We start from the raw sequence: 16,435 nt of genomic DNA on the forward strand, positions 1-16,435 counted from the left end.
AATCAGCGATTCATCACCAGGCCCGAAGCCAGGGCCACCCAGCGGCGCGGCAACAGGCGCGGAACCGCGCTGAGCAGCTTGTTGGCCCCTCCAGGCACCACCACGGGGCGCCCGGCAGCCAGCGCCGCCAGAGCCTGGGCGGCGACGGTTTCCGCCGCCATCATCAAGCCCTTGGGCACCGCCTTGCGCAACTGCGGCGAACCGGTGGCCTCGAAGAACGGAGTATCGACCGGGCCCGGGCAGAGCGCGGTCACCTGCACGCCGCGACCGCGCGTTTCCACCCACAGCGCCTCGCTGAACGACAGCACGAAGGCCTTGGTGGCGGCATAGATCGCCATCTGCGGCATCGGCTGGAAGCCGGCCACCGAGGCGACGTTGACAATGCCACCGTGCCCGCGCTCCAGCATCCCGGGCAGAAAGGCGTGGGCAAGATCGACCACCGCCGCGACGTTGAGCTGGATCATCTCGGCGTCACGCACCGGGTCCTGCGTGGCGAAGGCGCCAGCCGCTCCGAAGCCGGCATTGTTGATGAGCAGATCCACGCTCAGGCCCTGCCCCGCCACTTCGGCGGCCAGACGCCGACCGCATTCCGGCAGACCAAGATCGGCCGGGATCACGCTCACCGTCGCCCCCTGCTCGGCACGCAGGCTGGCGGCCAGGGCCTCCAGCTTGTCCTTGGAGCGGGCAACCAGGATGAGATGGTCGCCACGGCGCGCCAGGGCACGGGCGAAAGCGGCACCGATGCCGGACGAGGCACCGGTGATGAGCGCGGTCTGAGTCATGGCGACTTCCAGTGAATGCAGTTAGCGCAGGACAGCGAGCAGACGTTCCAGCTCGGCCGCCGTCTTGAAGGCGATGGTGAGTTTGCCGCGCCCCTTCGCGCTCTGCTGCAACTTCACGCCCGAGCCCCATTTCCGGGCCAGCTCGGCCTCCAGCGGCAGGGCGGCCGGCGTCGCCTTGCGGGCGGCGGCAGGCCTGGGCTCTTCGTGCACCAGCGCCTCGGTCTGGCGCACCGACAACTGCTTCTCCACCACCTGCTTGGCGAGCTGCGCCTGGCGGCTGCCGGACAAGGCCAGCAGCACCTTGGCGTGCCCGAAACTGAGATTGCCGGCCCGCAGCAGCGCCTGCACCTCCGGCTCCAGCTCCATCAGCCGCAGCAGATTGCTGACTGCGGTGCGCGACTTGCCCACCGCCTCGGCGCAGGCCTCGTGGGTCAGGCCGCATTCCTGGATCAGCCGGTGCAGAGCCTCGGCCTCTTCCAGAGCGTTGAGGTCGGCACGCTGGATGTTCTCGACCAGGGCGATGGCCATCGCCGCGCGCTCGTCCAATGCCCGCACCACCACCGGGATCAGGCTCAGGCCGGCGCGCTGCGCCGCCCGCCAGCGACGTTCACCGGCGACGATCTCGTAGCGATCAGCCCCCAAGGGACGCACCACGATGGGCTGTACCACGCCCTGGGCGCGGATCGACTCGGTGAGTTCGGACAAGGCCGCCTCGTCGAAGTACCGGCGCGGCTGGTGCTTGCCGGGCGTGAGCTGGTGCAGCGGCAGTTCGCGCAGGGCCTCGCCCTCGAGCTGCTCCGGCGCGACCGCCACCCCGGCGGTGTTCATGGTGCCCAGCAGGGCATCGAGACCGCGACCCAATCCGCGTTTCTTGACCGACATCGGTTGCAATTTCCCGGTTGCGAAGGCCGCCAGTATGCCGCGCGGCCGCTTTGAAGACTTTTCTAGGCCGGCAGCCGTAGCTGGCCGCCGTCGTGGCGGCGCAGCACTTCGCCCGCCAAGGCCAGATACGCCTTGGCGCCGGCCGACTGCGGGTCGTAGGCGATGATCGGCAGTCCATGGCTGGGCGCTTCCGCCAGCCGCACATTGCGCGGGATCACCGTCCGGTAGACCTTGTCGCCGTAGTGCTGGGTGAGCTGCGCCGAAACGTCGTTGGCGAGGTTGTTGCGCGGGTCGAACATGGTGCGCAGCAGGCCGTCGATATCGAGCTTGGGATTGATCACCTTGCGGATCTTGCCCACCGTATCGGTCAGCGCCGCCAGGCCCTCCAGCGCGTAGTACTCGCACTGCATGGGAATCAGCACGCCGTCGGCCGCCACCAGGGCATTGACGGTGAGCTTGGACAGGGCCGGCGGGCAGTCGAGCAGGATGTAGTCGTACTGGTCGGCGATCTCGGCAAGCGCGCCCTTGAGCGCGAAATCGCCCACCGGCTGCTCGCGCAGCTTGATCTCCGCCTCGGTCATGTCGAGATTGGCCGGCAGCACCCAGAGATTGAGCGCCGGCAGATGCTGGATCGCCTCGGCCGGCTTCGCCGCGTCGAGCAGCACGTCACGGGCGGTCAGCTCGATATTGTTCTTGTCGATGCCGACGCCCATCGTGGCATTGCCCTGGGAGTCGAGATCGACCAGCAGCACCCGCCGCTTGGCGGCCGCCAGGCTGGCGGCGAGATTGACCGAGGTGGTGGTCTTGCCCACCCCGCCCTTCTGATTAGCAACCGCAATAATTCGAGTCATTTCTTCTTCGGTTTCGCGATCACCGCGTGTCGCTCTTCGTGGAGGCCGGGCACGCGCAAGGGGCGTGTTTCAAGAATGGCGACGCCAGCCGGCACCGCTGCCAGTTCGCCGGCTTCTAGTTTGCCTTTCATCGCAAGCCAGATGCCATCGTCGGCCAGCAGGCCGGCGGTCAGCTGGAAGAAGTCCTCCAGGCTGGCGAACGCGCGGCTGGTGATGAAGTCGTAGCCCTCGCCCGTCGGCACCGCCTCGACGCGCCCCTCGATCACCGAGAAGTTGTCCAGCCCCAGGCTGCGCTGGACATGGCGCATGAAGCGCGCCTTCTTGCCATTGCTGTCCAGGCCGGTCAGCGCCCAGTCCGGGCGGGCGATGGCCAGCGGGATGCAGGGCAGGCCGGCACCGGCGCCGACATCGAGGATGCGCGGAGCCCCGTCCGGGCGCGCGGCGCACAGCGCATCCAGCAATGGCAGCAGCGACAGCGAATCCAGCAGATGCCGGACCAGCATCTCCTCCGGGTCACGCACCGCCGTGAGGTTGTAGGCCAGGTTCCACTTCTGCAGCTCGGCCTGGTAGGCCAGCAGGCGCGCGGGGGCATCCGGCGGCAGGCTCAGGCCGAGCCGGGCGATCCCGTCGGTGAGGCGCTGCAGCGGCGGGGGCTGGATGTGGGGCTGGGCCATGGGAGCGGGATTATAGGGGCCGGGCGCCGCCAAGCCGGGACGGCGGCTCGCGAGCAAGAAAAAGCCCCGCCGGGGGCGGGGCTTCTTGCCACGAACACCCGCCGACTCAGTCGTCGTTGCTGGCAAAGCCCAGCAGGTGCAACAGGCTGGTGAAGATGTTGTAGATGTCCAGATAGAGAGCGACGGTGGCCATGATGTAGTTGGTCTCACCGCCGTTGATGATGCGGCTGGTGTCGTACAGCAGCAGACCCGAGAACAAGAGCATCGACACCGCCGACAGCGCCAGGAACACGCCGCTGACGGCAACCCCGAAGAAGCTGGCCACCAGCGCGCCCAGGCTGCACAGCAGCAGCACCATCACGCCGGTCATCAGGAAACCGCCCATGAAGGAGAAATCCTTCTTGGTGGTCAGCACGTAGCCGGACAGCGCAGCGAAGATCAGGCCGGTGCCGCCGAGCGCGGTCATGATCAGCTGGCCGCCGTTGGGCAGGGCCTTGAGGTACATGTTGAGCACCGGGCCCAGGCCGAAACCGAGCAGGCCGGTGACCGCGAACACCACGTAGATGCCCTTTTCGGTGTTGGCGGTGCGCGGCAGCACGAACCAGATCAGGCCCATCGACAACAGCGAGGCGACCAGGCTGAGTCCGTAGGGCGCCTGCACGGCCATCGACACGCCGGCCATGGCGGCGCTGAACAGCAGCGTCATCGACAGCAGCAGGTAGGTGTTGCGCAGGACCTTGTGGGTGGCCAGCAGCGAGCCCTGATTGGCGGCGTAACCGCCGACGCGGACCGGGGAGGGTTCAAAAGCCATGTCGAATTTCCGTCAATGGATTGGTGAGAGGCACCTTAACGACCACGGCGGACTTGCTCAAGTTCCGCCGCCGTCGGATCACCAGCGATACCCCAGCATCAGGCTCAGGCTGTACTGCTGATCGGAGCGGCTCAGCGGGCTGTCGGCGGCGCTCCCGAGCAGGGTTTGCAGACCGCCGGTGCCATTCAGGAACCAGTTCTCACGGAAGAACCAGGTGGCGCTGACCCCGAGGCCGGCACTGCGCAGGCCACCCGCCGCCTCGAAGGCCGGCAGCGCCGAACGCGCCGCCTGCTGCGGACTGATCCCGAAGCTGCGCGCCATGGCCGCGCCGTCGGAGAAGCTCACCGATGGCCCCAGGAACACGAAGTAGCGCTCGCTGCCGACCACCGGCAGGTAGGCGGCCAGGTCAGCGCTCCAGCCGCCGCCGGAGCCGAGATTGCGGCGCAGGTCGGCACGCAGCACCACCGGGAACAGCACGTATTCGCCGAACAACTTCAGTTCGGCGGCGGGATCGAGATCGCCCAGGCCGCGTAAGCGGGGATCGTCGTCCTCGTCACGCCCCAGATCGAAGCCTGCCGCCAGACCCGCGCGATAGCGTCGGCCGCGCAGCAGATTCACACCCAGGCCCTCGGCGGTGGAGGCGAAGGCCAGGTCGCGGTAGCGCATTTCCAGGGTGAGGCCGGGCAGCGCGCGGTAGGCGCTGCTGCCCTCGTAGCTCGGCAGCAGCGCCGGGCCGGCGCTGACCAGGCCCTGCCATTCCGGCACCGGTTGCTGGAAATAGCCTTGCAGCACCTGCCCGGCCGAGTACTGCCACTCGGCGATCGGCAGGTCGGCCCGCACCGGCGCCGACAGCCCCAGGCCAAGCAGGATCAACAAGCGTGCTGGGCGCATCGGATTCTCCTGGCGGTCATCGCTGTGATTCTTGGTCACTCATCGGGGCTTCAGGCTGGGCGCCGCGCCTGAAGCCCCACTGAAGATGGCTACAGGCTCCTCAGACGCCGCAACTCCCGCACCGCCACCACCAGGCCCTCGAAGTCGTTGACGCCGGCGGCACGCAGTTCGGCGATCCGGGTTTCCGCGAAACCGATCCTCTCCCGGTGCCGCTCTACCCATTGCTCCAGACGCTCGTCGGCGCTCTTACCGGCCATCCGCAGCACCCGACCGGCCAGCAAGCGGTGGATGCGGTAGAGGTCGTCCCGCAGATTGCTGCGCGCCAGCGCATGCCATTTGCCGCGCACCTGCAGGCCGTTGATGGCGGCGTAGAGACTGAGCAGGCGGAAGCGCTCGCCGACCGCGAAGTAGGCGGCGGCGGCTTCCCGCAGGGTGACATTGGCGTCCAGCGCCAGTTCGGTGATGTCCGGGGCATTGCCCAGCACCCGGGTGGCAGCCAGACGCAGCGCCAGCGCTTCCGGCACACCCTCCGCCTGCAACTGGCTCAGGGTGCGCTGCCAGTCTTCGCGATACGCCGGTGGCAGCGCTTCCGGCAGCAGGCTTTCGATCTCGCCGATGGCGGCGCTGAACCGGTCCACCGCCTGCAGCACCGGTCGCCGCGCATAGCCGGCCATCACCAGCCAGGCGGTGGCGTGCTTGAGCAGACCGCTGGTCAGGCCCATCAGGCGGGTCTGCAAAGCCGCTGGCACCCGGTTGTCGAGCGCCTCGATGGCGTTCCAGTACCCATCCGCCTCGTAGATCTCGTGGGCGATGGCATAGGCCTTGAGCACCTCGCCACGGGCGTGGCCGTGATCGTCGGCCAGCCGGTGCGCGAAGCTCACCCCCATGCGGTTGGCCACCGCATTGCTGAGGATGGTGGCGATGATCTCGCGGCGCAGCTGGTGCTTGCGCAGCGCCTCGCCGTGGCGCTCGACCAGGGCCGGCGGGAAGTAGGCCAGAAGGTCGCGGACGAAGAAGGGATCGTCCGGCATCTCGCTGGCCAGCGTCGCGGTGTACAGCGACATCTTGGCGTAGGCGAGCAGCACCGACAGCTCCGGCCGGGTCAGGCCCAGGCCCTGGCGCTGGCGCTCCTTGAGCGCCTCGTCGTCGGGCAGGAACTCCACCGCCCGGTTGAGCAGGCCCTCGCGTTCCAGCGTGCGGATCAGCTCGCGATGCTCGTCCAGGCGCGCCGCCGACTGTGCCTCCAGCAGCGAGACCGCGCCCGATTGCACGGTGTTGTCGCGCAGCACCGCCCGGGCCAGATCCTCGGTCATCGACATCAGCAAGGGATCGCGGCTGGCGCGGTCGAGCTTGCCCTCGGCCATCAGCTGGTTGAGCGGGATCTTGATGTTGACCTCGCGGTCGGAGCTGTGCACGCCGCCGGCGTTGTCGATGGCGTCGGTGTTGAGCCTGACCCCGTTCAGCGCTGCCTCGATGCGACCCGGCTGGGTGAAGCCGAGATTGCCGCCCTCGCCCACCACCTTGCAGCGCAGCTCGCGGCCGTTGACGCGCAGGCCGTCGTTGGCACGGTCGCCCACCTCCGGGTGCGCCTGCATCGAGGCCTTCACATAGGTGCCGATACCGCCGTTCCAGAGCAGGTCAACCGGCGCCTTGAGGACGGCGTTCATCAGCTCATTCGGCGTCAGCCGCCGCGCCTCGATGGCCAGCACCCGGCGCACTTCCTCCGACAGCTCGATGGACTTGGCACTGCGCGGATACACGCCGCCGCCCTTGGAGATCAGCGTCTTGTCGTAATCGTCCCAGGACGAACGCGGCAGCGCGAACAGCCGTGCGCGCTCGGCAAAGCTGGCGCTGGCGTCCGGCTGCGGGTCCAGAAAGATATGGCGGTGGTCGAACGCGGCGAGCAGATGAATGTGCGGCGACAGCAGCATGCCGTTGCCGAACACGTCGCCGGACATGTCGCCGATGCCGACCACCGTGAAGGCTTCGCTCTGGATGTCCTTGCCCGCGCGGACCACGCCGGTGTCGTCCGTCCATTGGATTTCGCGGAAGTGGCGCTTGACGCTCTCCCAGGCGCCCTTGGCGGTGATGCCCATCTTCTTGTGGTCGTAGCCCACCGAGCCGCCGGAGGCAAAGGCATCACCCAGCCAGTGGCCGTAGTCGGCGGAGATGCCGTTGGCGATGTCGCTGAAGGTGGCCGTGCCCTTGTCGGCGGCGACCACCAGGTAGGGATCGTCCTCGTCGTAGCGCACCACATCCTTGGGCGCAATCACCTTGGCACCCTGGCGGTTGTCGGTGATGTCGAGCAGGCCGCGCAGGAAGGTCCTGTAGCCCTCCACACCCAGCTTCGCCCAGCTCTCCCGGTCTGCGGGATTGCCGGTTTTCAGCACGAAGCCGCCCTTGGCGCCGACCGGGACGATCACCGTGTTCTTCACCATCTGCGCCTTCATCAGGCCCAGCACCTCAGTGCGGAAATCCTGGCGGCGGTCGGACCAGCGCAGGCCGCCACGCGCCACCTTGCCGCCGCGCAGGTGCACACCCTCGACCTCCGGCGCGTAGACCCAGATCTCGAACATCGGCCTGGGTAGCGGCAGGTCCGGCACCTTGGCCGGGTCGAGCTTGAGGCTGACGTAATGCTTGTGGCCGCCGTCCGGCAGGGTCTGGAAGTAGTTGCTGCGCAGGCCAGCGCGCACCACATTGACCGCCGCACGCAGGATGCGGTCGGCATCGAGGCTGGCGACCTTGTCGAGCGCATCGTCGAGCGACTGGCCGATCTCCAGCTGCCGGTCGCGGCGCTGGCTCTCGCTCAGTTGCGGATCGAAGCGCGCCTCGAACAGGCGCACGATCTGCGCGCAGATCACCGGATGCGCCGCCAGCGTGCTCTGGATGTAGACCGGGCCATAGGGCAGCGCGGTCTGCACCAGATAGGTGGCGAGCGTGCGCAGTGCGGTGACCTGCCGCGCCGACAGGCCGGCGGCCAGCACCAGCCGGTTGAGGCCGTCGTTCTCGGCCTCGCCGCGCCAGGTGGCGAGAAAGGCCTGCTCGAACAGGCGGCGCAAAGCCTCCGGAGTGAGGTCGCCACTGACCTGCGCCTGCAATATGAAGCTCTGCACCCAGAGGCTGTCGCCGGTCGCCGGCCGCAGCTCCAGGGGGTCCTGGTTGACCACCCGCAGACCGAAGTTCTCCAGCACCGGCAGCGCGTCCGACAGCGCTACCGGGCCACCCTCGCGGTAGAGCTTCAGGCCCGCCACCTGCTGGTGCGCATCGAGCAGCAAGCGCACTGCCAGCGGCTGCTCGGCGCTCAGTGCGGCCAGCTGAGCGATGTCGGCGGCGGCCTCCTGCGGAGTGGTCGCCTCCTGCGCGGACAGCGGCCAGGCATCGAGGAAGCGGGCGCCGAGTCGGCCATCGGCATCGCCAGCCAGCAGCAGGGCTTCGCGCAACTGGTCGCGCCAGGAGCGGGTCACCGCCACCAGCCGTGCCTCGATCTCGTCGGCGCTGTAGCCGCTGCGGGTGCCTGGCGGGGTGCGGACGATGAAGTGCAGGCGGGTGAAGCCGCCACGCAGGAAGTCGACATTGCGCTCCACCGCGTAGCCACCGAACAGGCCCAGCAGCTCGCGCGCCAGCTGCTCGCGCAACTCGCGCGCATAGCGTTCACGCGGCACGAACACCAGGCAGGAATAGAAGCGGCCGTAGCGGTCTCGGCGCATCAGGAAGCGCAGCTGATGACGGTCGCGCAGCGCCCGCACGCTCATCGCCGCCGCGAACAGCTCGTCCTCGCCGCTCTGGAACAGCTCGTCGCGCGGCCAGGCCTGGAGGATCTCGCGCAGGTTCTTGGCCGAGTGCGAGTCGGGCGGCAGCTGCGCGCGCGCCATCACCTCGGCCACCTTGTGGCGCACCACCGGAATCTCGCTGGGCCGGGCGGCATAGGCATCGCTGGTGAACAGGCCGATCAGGCGCACGGTGCCGGCAACGCTGCCGTCGGCGGCGAAGCGCTTCACCGAGATCACGTCGAGATATTCGGCGTGGTGCACGCTGGAGCGGACATTGGCCTTGGTGATCACCAGCAGGCGCGCCGAACCGGCGTATTTGTCGAGTTCTTCCTGCGGCGCGATCAGCTCGTCGGAGGTCGCCAGCCGGGCGCCTGCGCGCAGCAGGCCGAGGCCGGCCTCGTGCAGGGTGCGCAGACTGGGGCGGCCGTCGGGCCCGGCCTCGCTGCGGCTCTCGGCAACGCCCAGGAAGGTGAAATGGCGCTCGTCCAGCCAGTCGAGAAAGGCACGCGCCTCCTCGAACTCGGCAGCGCTGGCGGCCGCCGGCGGCTGGCTCAGCTCGGTCTGCAAGCGCGCCAGCCGCTCGCGCATCGCCGGGTAGTCGGCGACCGCCGTGCGAACCTCGGCCAGGGTGGTGCGCAGGCGGTCTTCGAGCTGGGCATAGGCGGCCGCGTCGGCCAGCGGCTCGAACTCGATGTGTATCAAGGATTCCGCCGGGCCCTGGTGCGCCGCCAGCGAAGCGGGAACGTCCAGCCGCCCATCGGCGTCGCGCACCAGATACAGGATGGGATGCACCGCCCAGTCGATGACGCCGCCGGCCTCGCGCACGCAGAGCATCACGCTGTCGACCAGAAACGGCATGTCCTCGATCACCGTCTGCACCCAGGCCAGGCCGCGACCCTCGCCGGGCGGCTGTACCCGGACGTCGATCTCGCCCGGCGCGCGCTGCGCGGCCAGCCGCCAGTGGCTGCTGGCGAGCGCGTACAAGGCCTCGGGCGTGCGGGCGCGCAGGGCGTCGCCGGAGGCGGTGTCGAAGTAGCGGCGCAGGAAGCTCAGCGGTGGCGCGGCGGCGCCATCGGTGGCGGCCAGGGACTCCAGTGCCTCGGTCCAGGCAGGGCCGGCCTGCGGCCTGGGCTCGGAGGTCGGGGTCCGACCGTCGGTGTTGCTGGTCATGTCTCACTCCAGGTGCCCGTGGTGGGCATTCTTGTCGATAGGGCCAGTATGCCAGCGCCTCCGGGCGCGCCATTCCCGCTGGCTATAATCGCCATAACCTCCTCGGCAACCCCCACGCTCATGACCGAACGCCGCAGCACACCGCCGAGCCGCCTGAGTCCCCGGCGCATCTACTGGCTGTGCGTACTGGTTTGGGGTTTCGCCTCGCTGGTACTGGGCGACCGGCTGTCGGAGAGCATGAAATTCCGCATCAACGACCTGTCGCGCATCCCCGGCGCGGGCATGGTGATGCGCGATACCGAGGGCGTCTTCTACCACGTCAATGCCGATGGCCGGGCACGGGCCATCTACCCGGAACTGGCACCGCCGGAGTACCGCGACAGCTGCCTGGATTGCGTGCTGGTCACCGGCGAGCAGCTGTCGCAGACCAACGACTTCTGCGCCGCCGGCGTCAGCAGCCAGCTACCGAAGCTGGACTTCGAACTGCCCTGCCGCTCCTGGGCGGTGCTGGGCGACGGCCCCAAGGTGGTATCGGTGACGCTGTTCCTGATCCCGGTGCTGCTCTGGCCGATGCTGCGCGCCATCGGCCGTGCGCTGTCCGGCGCCAAACCGCGCATCAACTGAGCTCAAGGCCGCGCGGGCCCACCTGCCGGTCTAAAGGCGTTCCAGCAGTCCGACCAAGGCTGCCTCGGCGGCCTGTTCGCGCACCGCCTCGCGGTCGCCAGGGAAGTTGAATTCGCGGGCTTCGGCGCCACTGGCGCTGGCCCAGGCGATCCAGACCAGGCCCACCGGCTTGCCGACACTGCCGCCGCCCGGCCCGGCGATGCCGGACACCGCGATGGCCCGCTGCACCGGCGCCTTGCTCAGCAAGCCGCTGGCCATCGCCAGCACCGTCTCGCGGCTGACCGCCCCATGGGCGTCGAGCACCGACAACGGCACGCCCAGCAGCTCCTGCTTGGCACGGTTGCTGTAGCTCACCAGACCGCGCTCGAACCAGGCCGAGCTACCGGCGAGATCGGTGCAGCGCTTGGCGATCAGCCCGCCGGTGCAGGACTCGGCGGTCGCCAGCCATTCACCACGCACCAGCAGACGCGCGGCGATCTGTTCAACCAGACCGGTGCCGCTCACTGGCGGAAAATCTCCTCGGCCATGCGGTCGGCGATGGCGCCGGTGGGCCGATGCTCGTCGCGCGCGCGCTGGAAGATCGCGGTGAGCGTGTCGCCGATACGATCCAGGTGCGCCTTGGCCTGAGCCTCGTCGTAGCCGTGGGTCTCGTGGAAGATTTCGATGATGCCGCCGGCGTTGATCGCATAGTCCGGCGCGTAGAGGATGCCGCGTTGCATCAGTTCCTCACCGTGACCGGCGCGCAGCAGCTGGTTGTTGGCCGCCCCGGCGACCACCGTCGCCTTCAGCTCGGGGATGGTCAGGTCGTTGAGGATGGCGCCGAGCGCGCAGGGCGCGAAGACATCCACCTCGAGTCCGAAGATGCGCTCCATGCTCACCGCCGTGGCGCCGAACTCCTGCACGCAGCGCTGCACCGCCGGGTGATGGATGTCGGTCACCCAGAGCTGCGCACCGGCTTCGTGCAGGTACTTGGCCAGCCGGTAGCCGACATTGCCGACGCCCTGGATGGCGACCTTGAGTCCCTTGAGGTCCGTGCGACCGAGCTGGAACTTCACCGCCGCCTTCAGGCCCACGAAAGTGCCGTAGGCGGTCGCCGGCGAGGGATCGCCGCTGCGGCCGGCGGCCTGCGCCTGCGCATCGGCGAGGCCACCGACATGGGCGGTCTCCTCGGCCATCAGCCGGACATCGGCGACGCTGGTACCGGAATCCTCGGCGGCGATGTAGGCGCCGCCGAGCTTGTTGACGAAGCGGCCCATCGCACGCATCAGCTCCGGCGTCTTGTGCTTGCGCGGGTCCCCGAGGATCACGCTCTTGCCGCCGCCCTGCGGCAGTCCGGCGAGCGCCGCCTTGTAGGTCATGCCGCGCGACAGCCGCAGCACGTCGGTGAGCGCCTCGGCGTCGCTGGCGTAGGGCCACATGCGGCAGCCACCGAGGCCGGGACCCAGCCGGGTGGAATGCACCGCGATGATGGCCTTCAGGCCGGTGGCCGGGTCCTGATGGAAGGCGACGTGTTCGTGATCGTCGTACTCGGGGTGGGAAAAAACGGACATGGGGAGCCTGGGAAATCGGGATTGCCGGCCATTTTACGCGCCTGCGCCCGACGACTCCCGGCTCTCTGCATGGACCGGTTGCCCGCCCCTGCCGCCACGCCGAAAGGCGTGGCGGCCGCTGACGCTCAGCCTTTGGGAACCGCCACGGTGCGCAGGTAGGGCTTGATGGTCTTGTAGCCCTGCGGGAACAGCTTCTTGGCGTCTTCGTCCTTGACGCTGGGGACGATGATCGCGTCGTCGCCCGGCTTCCAGTTCACCGGCGTCGCCAGCTTGTGCTGATCGGTGAGTTGCAGGCTGTCGATCACCCGCAGGATCTCCTCGAAGTTGCGGCCGGTGGAGGCGGGATAGGTGAGCGTCAGGCGGATCTTCTTGTTGGGGTCGATCACGAACACGCTGCGCACCGTGAAGGTGTCGGAGGCGTTCGGGTGGATCAGGTCGTAGAGCGTCGAGATGCTGCGATCCGGGTCGGCGATGATCGGGAAGTTCACCGCCGTGCCCTGGGTCTCCTCGATGTCCTTGCTCCAGCCGTGGTGGTCGGCGAGCGGGTCCACCGACAGGGCGATGGCCTTGACGTTGCGCTTGGCGAATTCGCCCTTGAGCTTGGCGGTGTAGCCGAGTTCGGTGGTGCACACCGGCGTGTAGTCGCGCGGGTGGCTGAAGAACACCACCCAGCTTCCCTGGGCCCAGTCGTGGAACTGGATGGTGCCCTCGGTGGTTTCGGCAGTGAAGTCGGGGGCGAGATCGCCCAGTCGCAGTGTCATGGCTTGCTCCTTGTGTGCAGCTTCAGGGGCAGGCAGGTTGCGCCCGCGCCCCCGCCGAAACAAGGGATTAGCTCAGAGTTTTTCGACCATAACGGAACCCGCCCGCGAGCAGCATCGGCAGCAGCAGCAGCGCCCCCGGCGCCCCGCCGCCGCCCTGACCGCTGCCCGGCGCATCGGCGACCGTGGAGCCACCGGAACCGCCGCTGGCGCTACCGCCGGTGCCGCTCTTGGCGGGGATCTGGCGCCCGAGGTTGGCAGGGTCCAGCCAGGGACGCAGCGAGCCACCGTTGCTGCCGTCGCCGGTCCAGGCCGGAGCTAGGCGCGAGTAGTAGAGGCTGGGCAGCGGATAGGCGTCGCAGTTGCTGGAGGCGCTGAGCACGCCCACCACCTTGCCGTCGCCCACGAACAGCGCCGAGCCGGAGGAGCCGGCCGCCGCCGCGCCGAGTTCCGAGAGCATCTTCCACACCGGCAGATCGCCGATCGACAGGCCGAGGATGGTGAGCGTTGGCGGACTGGAGCCCCAGACGATCTGCCGCGCCAGCCGGCCGCCGTGGTGGATGCCGGTCAGCTCGCCGCTGGCCGGCTGGTCGCTGGCGTCAATGCCGGCCCAGTAGGGCTTGGCGCCGGCAGGCGGCGGGTTCTTGAGTTCCAGCAGCCAGACATCGCTGGACTCGGCGCGGTGGTAGGCGCCGCTGCTGGTCTCCTGCGCCGCGCTGCTGGCCGCCGCCAGATCGCTGCCGCAGGGGCTGACCGCGTTCCAGTACACCTGCACCGAGGCCGCCGCCGCCTGCGGATCGCCGCGCACGCCGTTGAGCTGCCGGCAGTGGCTGGCGGTGAGCAGATAGGGACGGCCGTCCTGCTGGCTGTTGTTGACCAGGGTGGCGGTGCAGCCGATGGCGTTGAGCACCGTGATCGCCACCACCGACTGCCCCCAATCCAGCGCCTGGTTGCGCGCCGAACAGCTGAAATTGATGGCGCAGACGCTGCCCGCCTTGGCGCTGAGCGCCGCCGGTGCGGGCGCCTGGGGATCGCGGAAGCCGGCCTGCAACTGGTCGATGCGCAGGGTGTAGCCGGCGGCGGCCAGCAGCGGCATGCGCGCCTCCAAGCGCAGCTGGTCGCCGGTTTGCGGCCGGCTCCAGTAGTCGCCGTCGCCAGCCTCGGCGGCGGTCAGCCGCTGCGCACCGACGCTCAGGCTGGCCTGGGCCGGCAGTTGCAGCTGGCTGGCGTGGAAGGCGAGGCTCAGGGCCCCGGGCACCGACAGTTCCATGGTCCAGACCGCCTGCTCGCCGTCGCGGCTCCAGCGGCCGTCGCGGGCGGCGTCGATGCTCACCGGCCGGGCGATGGCATAGCGCTCCGGCTCGGCGGCGGCCTTGGCCAGCGCCTGATCCCAGTCCAGGGCATAGGTCTCGGCGCGCGCGCTCAGTGCCAGCGTCGCCAGCAGCAGACCCAGGGCCCAGTGGCTGCGGTGGTTGCGGATGTTCATGTCGGCCTCCCCGGCCGTCGATCACGGCTTTATGGAGTGCAGACTGAAGGACTGAACCAGCCCGCAGCGGCGGCGGCCGATCAGCGTCGGGCTACTGCGGAAGAACGGCCGTCGGCGCGCGACTGTGGCGGCGGAAGCGCAGGCTCAGTCCCAACGCCGCCGCGCCCAGGCCGGCGGTCAGCCCCCACCAGAGGCCGTCGGCACCCAGGCCGAGCCCGAAGGCTAGGCCCCAGGCCACCGGCAGCCCCAGCAGCCAGTAGGCGGCGAGCGTGATCAGCATGGGGATACGGGTGTCCTTGAGGCCGCGCAGGGCGCCGTTGGCGGTGACCTGCAGGCCGTCGAAGAACTGGAAGGCGCCGGCCAGGGCCAGGAAGCCGGCGGCCTGGGCGGCAATCGCCGGATCGCGGCTGTAGGCGGCGGCGATCAGGCCGCCGGCCAGCCACATCAGGCTGGCATTGAAGGCGGCATTGCCCACGCCCAGCACCATGCCGGTGTAGCCGGCCAGGCGCGCCGCGACGGCATCGCCAGCGCCCTGGAAATAGCCGACCCGCACGGTGGTGGCAAAGCCGATGCCCATCGGGATCATGAAGGTCACCGAGGCGAAGTTGATCGCCACCTGGTAGGCGGCGATGGTCTGCTCGCCGATGCGCGCCATCAGCACCGACACCGCCACGAACAGCCCGGCCTCGGCAAGCAGGATGGCGCCAATCGGCAGCCCCAGCCGCAGCAGCTCGCGGCGGGCGCCGGGCTCGCCGCCCCGGCCGGCGAACAGCCGCAAGGGCCGCAGCCGGGCATCGCGGCCGTAGAGCCAGGCCAGGGTCGCGGCCATCACCAGACAGGCCAGGGTGGTGGCGATGCCGGAACCGACCACGCCCAGCGCCGGGATCGGCCCGGCGCCGTAGATCAGCAGCCAGTTCAGCAGCGCATTGGCGATCAGGCCCGCCAGACCGGCCAGCATCACCGGCCGCGAGGCCTCCTGGCCCTCGGCCAGGAAGCGCAGCGCGAAGAACAGGCAGAGCCCGAACGCCGAGCCGGCATAGGTGCGCAGATAGGCGATGGCCAGCGCGGTGGTCTGCGGATCCAGGCCCAGCCGCTGTAGCAATGGCGCCGCCAGCAACTGCACCAGGCCGAACCAGAACAGCGCCACCAGCAGTGCCAGCCGCAGCAGGCTGCGGCCGAAGCGGCCCAGCGATTCCGGGTCGCCGCCGGCGCCGCGACGCTGCGAGGCAATCGCCGAGGCGGCCATGAACAGGCCCATGAACAGCACGAAGGGCACGACGTTGAGATTGGTGCTCACCGCCACCGCCGCCAGCTCGCGGGCGCCGAGGCGGCCGGCCATCACCGTGTCGGTGGCGCCCATGCCCACGCCGGCCAGCTGCGCGGCGATCAGCGGCAGGGCGAGCTTGAGATTGGCGCGCATTTCGGCGCGGACGGCGGGGGACGGCAGCACGGCTGGGCTCCGGCAAAGGGCGCGCATTCTATCGGCCGCCGCCGGGGCTATAGTCTTGATCCGTCCCGCTTCCGTCGCCGCCCGGCATGCACTCCGCCCTCGCCGTCGCCAACCACCTGTTCGAACGCGCCCAGCAGGCGCGGTTGTCGCTCACCGGCGGGCAATTGCAGTGCCTGTGCTATTTCGCCCACGGTCTGCGTCTGGCCCTGGTCAACCTGCCGCTGCTCGACGAGACCGTGCATGCCGACCGCGACGGCATCAGCATCGCCAGCATCACCCGCCTGGGCCTGCACGGCAGCCGACCGGTGCCGCAGTTGCTGACCGAAGTCCGGCCTACCGCCGCCGGTCTGCTCGACGAGCTGGCGCCGGTGCTCGACCCGCAGGAGCCGGCGCTGAGCACCGTGGATCTGGTCTGGAGCCGTTTCGGCCGCTTCAGCGCCTACGACCTCGGCGTGTTCGTGCGCAGCGCCGGCGGCCCCTGGGACGAAACCTGGAACCACCCCGACCGCGTCGATGGCCAGCTGCACAGCGTCGCCAGCCAGCCGCTGGCCGCCGACGGTCGGGCGCTGCCGATCGCCAATTCGCTGATCCGCCGCTGGTTCCGCGAGCTGACCATCCAGGAGAACCGCGACCAGGCCAGCGCCGACGGTCTGGCGCCAACGGTGATGGCCCGCCATGCGCGGCCCGAGGAGACCCTCAGCCTGGCGGCGGTGAAGAAGCTGCGCGCGCCCTGAAA

At 69.4% G+C, this 16,435-nt stretch carries 14 protein-coding genes; 2 read left to right on the forward strand and 12 right to left on the reverse strand.

The window, feature by feature from the left end; translation table 11 throughout:
• Positions 1-2: 2 nt before the first annotated feature.
• From ED208_RS13175 to ED208_RS13205, 7 genes are all read right to left on the reverse strand, one after another.
• On the reverse strand, positions 3-782 hold the full coding sequence (locus ED208_RS13175) for an SDR family NAD(P)-dependent oxidoreductase (RefSeq protein WP_123212382.1): 780 nt from the start codon (positions 780-782) through the stop codon (positions 3-5).
• A 21-nt stretch (positions 783-803) separates the two neighbouring features.
• Entirely contained in the window at positions 804-1,664 is an 861-nt protein-coding gene (locus ED208_RS13180) for a ParB/RepB/Spo0J family partition protein (protein WP_123212383.1), read from the reverse strand.
• Between the two features lie 62 nt (positions 1,665-1,726).
• On the reverse strand, positions 1,727-2,515 hold the full coding sequence (locus tag ED208_RS13185) for a ParA family protein (RefSeq protein ID WP_123212384.1): 789 nt from the start codon (positions 2,513-2,515) through the stop codon (positions 1,727-1,729).
• Positions 2,512-3,189, reverse strand: a complete 678-nt coding sequence (gene rsmG, locus ED208_RS13190; RefSeq protein WP_123212385.1) for a 16S rRNA (guanine(527)-N(7))-methyltransferase RsmG — start codon at positions 3,187-3,189, stop codon at positions 2,512-2,514. The genes ED208_RS13185 and rsmG overlap by 4 nt, the downstream gene beginning before the upstream one ends.
• 106 nt (positions 3,190-3,295) lie before the next feature.
• Positions 3,296-4,000 carry a Bax inhibitor-1/YccA family protein gene (locus tag ED208_RS13195; protein ID WP_123212386.1) on the reverse strand — a complete coding sequence of 235 codons (705 nt, stop codon included), beginning with the start codon at positions 3,998-4,000 and terminating at the stop codon, positions 3,296-3,298.
• 78 nt (positions 4,001-4,078) lie between these two features.
• Positions 4,079-4,891, reverse strand: a complete 813-nt coding sequence (locus ED208_RS13200; protein ID WP_123212466.1) for a MipA/OmpV family protein — start codon at positions 4,889-4,891, stop codon at positions 4,079-4,081.
• A gap of 89 nt (positions 4,892-4,980) precedes the next feature.
• Positions 4,981-9,831 (reverse strand): NAD-glutamate dehydrogenase, encoded by a 4,851-nt coding sequence (locus ED208_RS13205; RefSeq protein WP_123212387.1) that lies wholly within the window; start codon positions 9,829-9,831, stop codon positions 4,981-4,983.
• Between the two features lie 120 nt (positions 9,832-9,951).
• Here ED208_RS13205 and ED208_RS13210 point away from each other — a divergent pair, with 120 nt between their 5' ends.
• Complete coding sequence (locus ED208_RS13210; protein WP_123212388.1) at positions 9,952-10,455, forward strand: hypothetical protein; 504 nt, start codon at positions 9,952-9,954, stop codon at positions 10,453-10,455.
• Positions 10,456-10,485: 30 nt separating this feature from the next.
• On the opposite strand, the gene ED208_RS13215 is transcribed toward ED208_RS13210, so the two are convergent.
• The 5 genes from ED208_RS13215 to ED208_RS13235 all read right to left on the reverse strand — a co-directional run bounded on the left by ED208_RS13215 (position 10,486) and on the right by ED208_RS13235 (position 15,699).
• On the reverse strand, positions 10,486-10,959 hold the full coding sequence (locus ED208_RS13215) for a CinA family protein (RefSeq protein WP_123212389.1): 474 nt from the start codon (positions 10,957-10,959) through the stop codon (positions 10,486-10,488).
• A complete protein-coding gene (locus ED208_RS13220; protein WP_123212390.1) occupies positions 10,956-12,005 on the reverse strand; it encodes a Glu/Leu/Phe/Val dehydrogenase dimerization domain-containing protein in 1,050 nt (349 codons plus the stop codon). Before ED208_RS13220 ends, ED208_RS13215 begins: the two co-directional genes overlap by 4 nt.
• A gap of 125 nt (positions 12,006-12,130) precedes the next feature.
• Positions 12,131-12,766: a peroxiredoxin gene (locus tag ED208_RS13225; RefSeq protein WP_123212391.1), complete on the reverse strand. Its 636-nt coding sequence runs from the start codon at positions 12,764-12,766 to the stop codon at positions 12,131-12,133.
• Positions 12,767-12,833: 67 nt separating this feature from the next.
• The gene (locus tag ED208_RS13230) at positions 12,834-14,249 is read right to left on the reverse strand and encodes a hypothetical protein (protein ID WP_123212392.1); all 1,416 of its coding nucleotides are present in this window, start codon (positions 14,247-14,249) and stop codon (positions 12,834-12,836) included.
• A 91-nt stretch (positions 14,250-14,340) separates the two neighbouring features.
• Positions 14,341-15,699, reverse strand: a complete 1,359-nt coding sequence (locus ED208_RS13235) for an MATE family efflux transporter (protein ID WP_158608551.1) — start codon at positions 15,697-15,699, stop codon at positions 14,341-14,343.
• An 86-nt stretch (positions 15,700-15,785) separates the two neighbouring features.
• On the opposite strand from ED208_RS13235, the gene ED208_RS13240 reads away from it, so the two are divergent.
• Positions 15,786-16,433, forward strand: coding sequence for a Panacea domain-containing protein (locus tag ED208_RS13240; protein WP_123212394.1), 648 nt, complete (start codon positions 15,786-15,788; stop codon positions 16,431-16,433).
• Positions 16,434-16,435: the final 2 nt, after the last annotated feature.

Source organism: Stagnimonas aquatica, from assembly GCF_003730135.1.
GTDB lineage: Bacteria > Pseudomonadota > Gammaproteobacteria > Nevskiales > Nevskiaceae > Stagnimonas > Stagnimonas aquatica.

What these genes read in the sequence shown, in the direction of transcription:
- ED208_RS13175 (WP_123212382.1), bottom strand. Translation starts at nt 782, where the DNA reads ATGACTCAGACCGCGCTCATCACCGGTGCCTCGTCCGGCATCGGTGCC.
- ED208_RS13180 (WP_123212383.1), bottom strand. Translation starts at nt 1,664, where the DNA reads ATGTCGGTCAAGAAACGCGGATTGGGTCGCGGTCTCGATGCCCTGCTG.
- ED208_RS13185 (WP_123212384.1), bottom strand. Translation starts at nt 2,515, where the DNA reads ATGACTCGAATTATTGCGGTTGCTAATCAGAAGGGCGGGGTGGGCAAG.
- rsmG (WP_123212385.1), bottom strand. Translation starts at nt 3,189, where the DNA reads ATGGCCCAGCCCCACATCCAGCCCCCGCCGCTGCAGCGCCTCACCGAC.
- ED208_RS13195 (WP_123212386.1), bottom strand. Translation starts at nt 4,000, where the DNA reads ATGGCTTTTGAACCCTCCCCGGTCCGCGTCGGCGGTTACGCCGCCAAT.
- ED208_RS13200 (WP_123212466.1), bottom strand. Translation starts at nt 4,891, where the DNA reads ATGCGCCCAGCACGCTTGTTGATCCTGCTTGGCCTGGGGCTGTCGGCG.
- ED208_RS13205 (WP_123212387.1), bottom strand. Translation starts at nt 9,831, where the DNA reads ATGACCAGCAACACCGACGGTCGGACCCCGACCTCCGAGCCCAGGCCG.
- ED208_RS13210 (WP_123212388.1), top strand. Translation starts at nt 9,952, where the DNA reads ATGACCGAACGCCGCAGCACACCGCCGAGCCGCCTGAGTCCCCGGCGC.
- ED208_RS13220 (WP_123212390.1), bottom strand. Translation starts at nt 12,005, where the DNA reads ATGTCCGTTTTTTCCCACCCCGAGTACGACGATCACGAACACGTCGCC.
- ED208_RS13225 (WP_123212391.1), bottom strand. Translation starts at nt 12,766, where the DNA reads ATGACACTGCGACTGGGCGATCTCGCCCCCGACTTCACTGCCGAAACC.
- ED208_RS13230 (WP_123212392.1), bottom strand. Translation starts at nt 14,249, where the DNA reads ATGAACATCCGCAACCACCGCAGCCACTGGGCCCTGGGTCTGCTGCTG.
- ED208_RS13240 (WP_123212394.1), top strand. Translation starts at nt 15,786, where the DNA reads ATGCACTCCGCCCTCGCCGTCGCCAACCACCTGTTCGAACGCGCCCAG.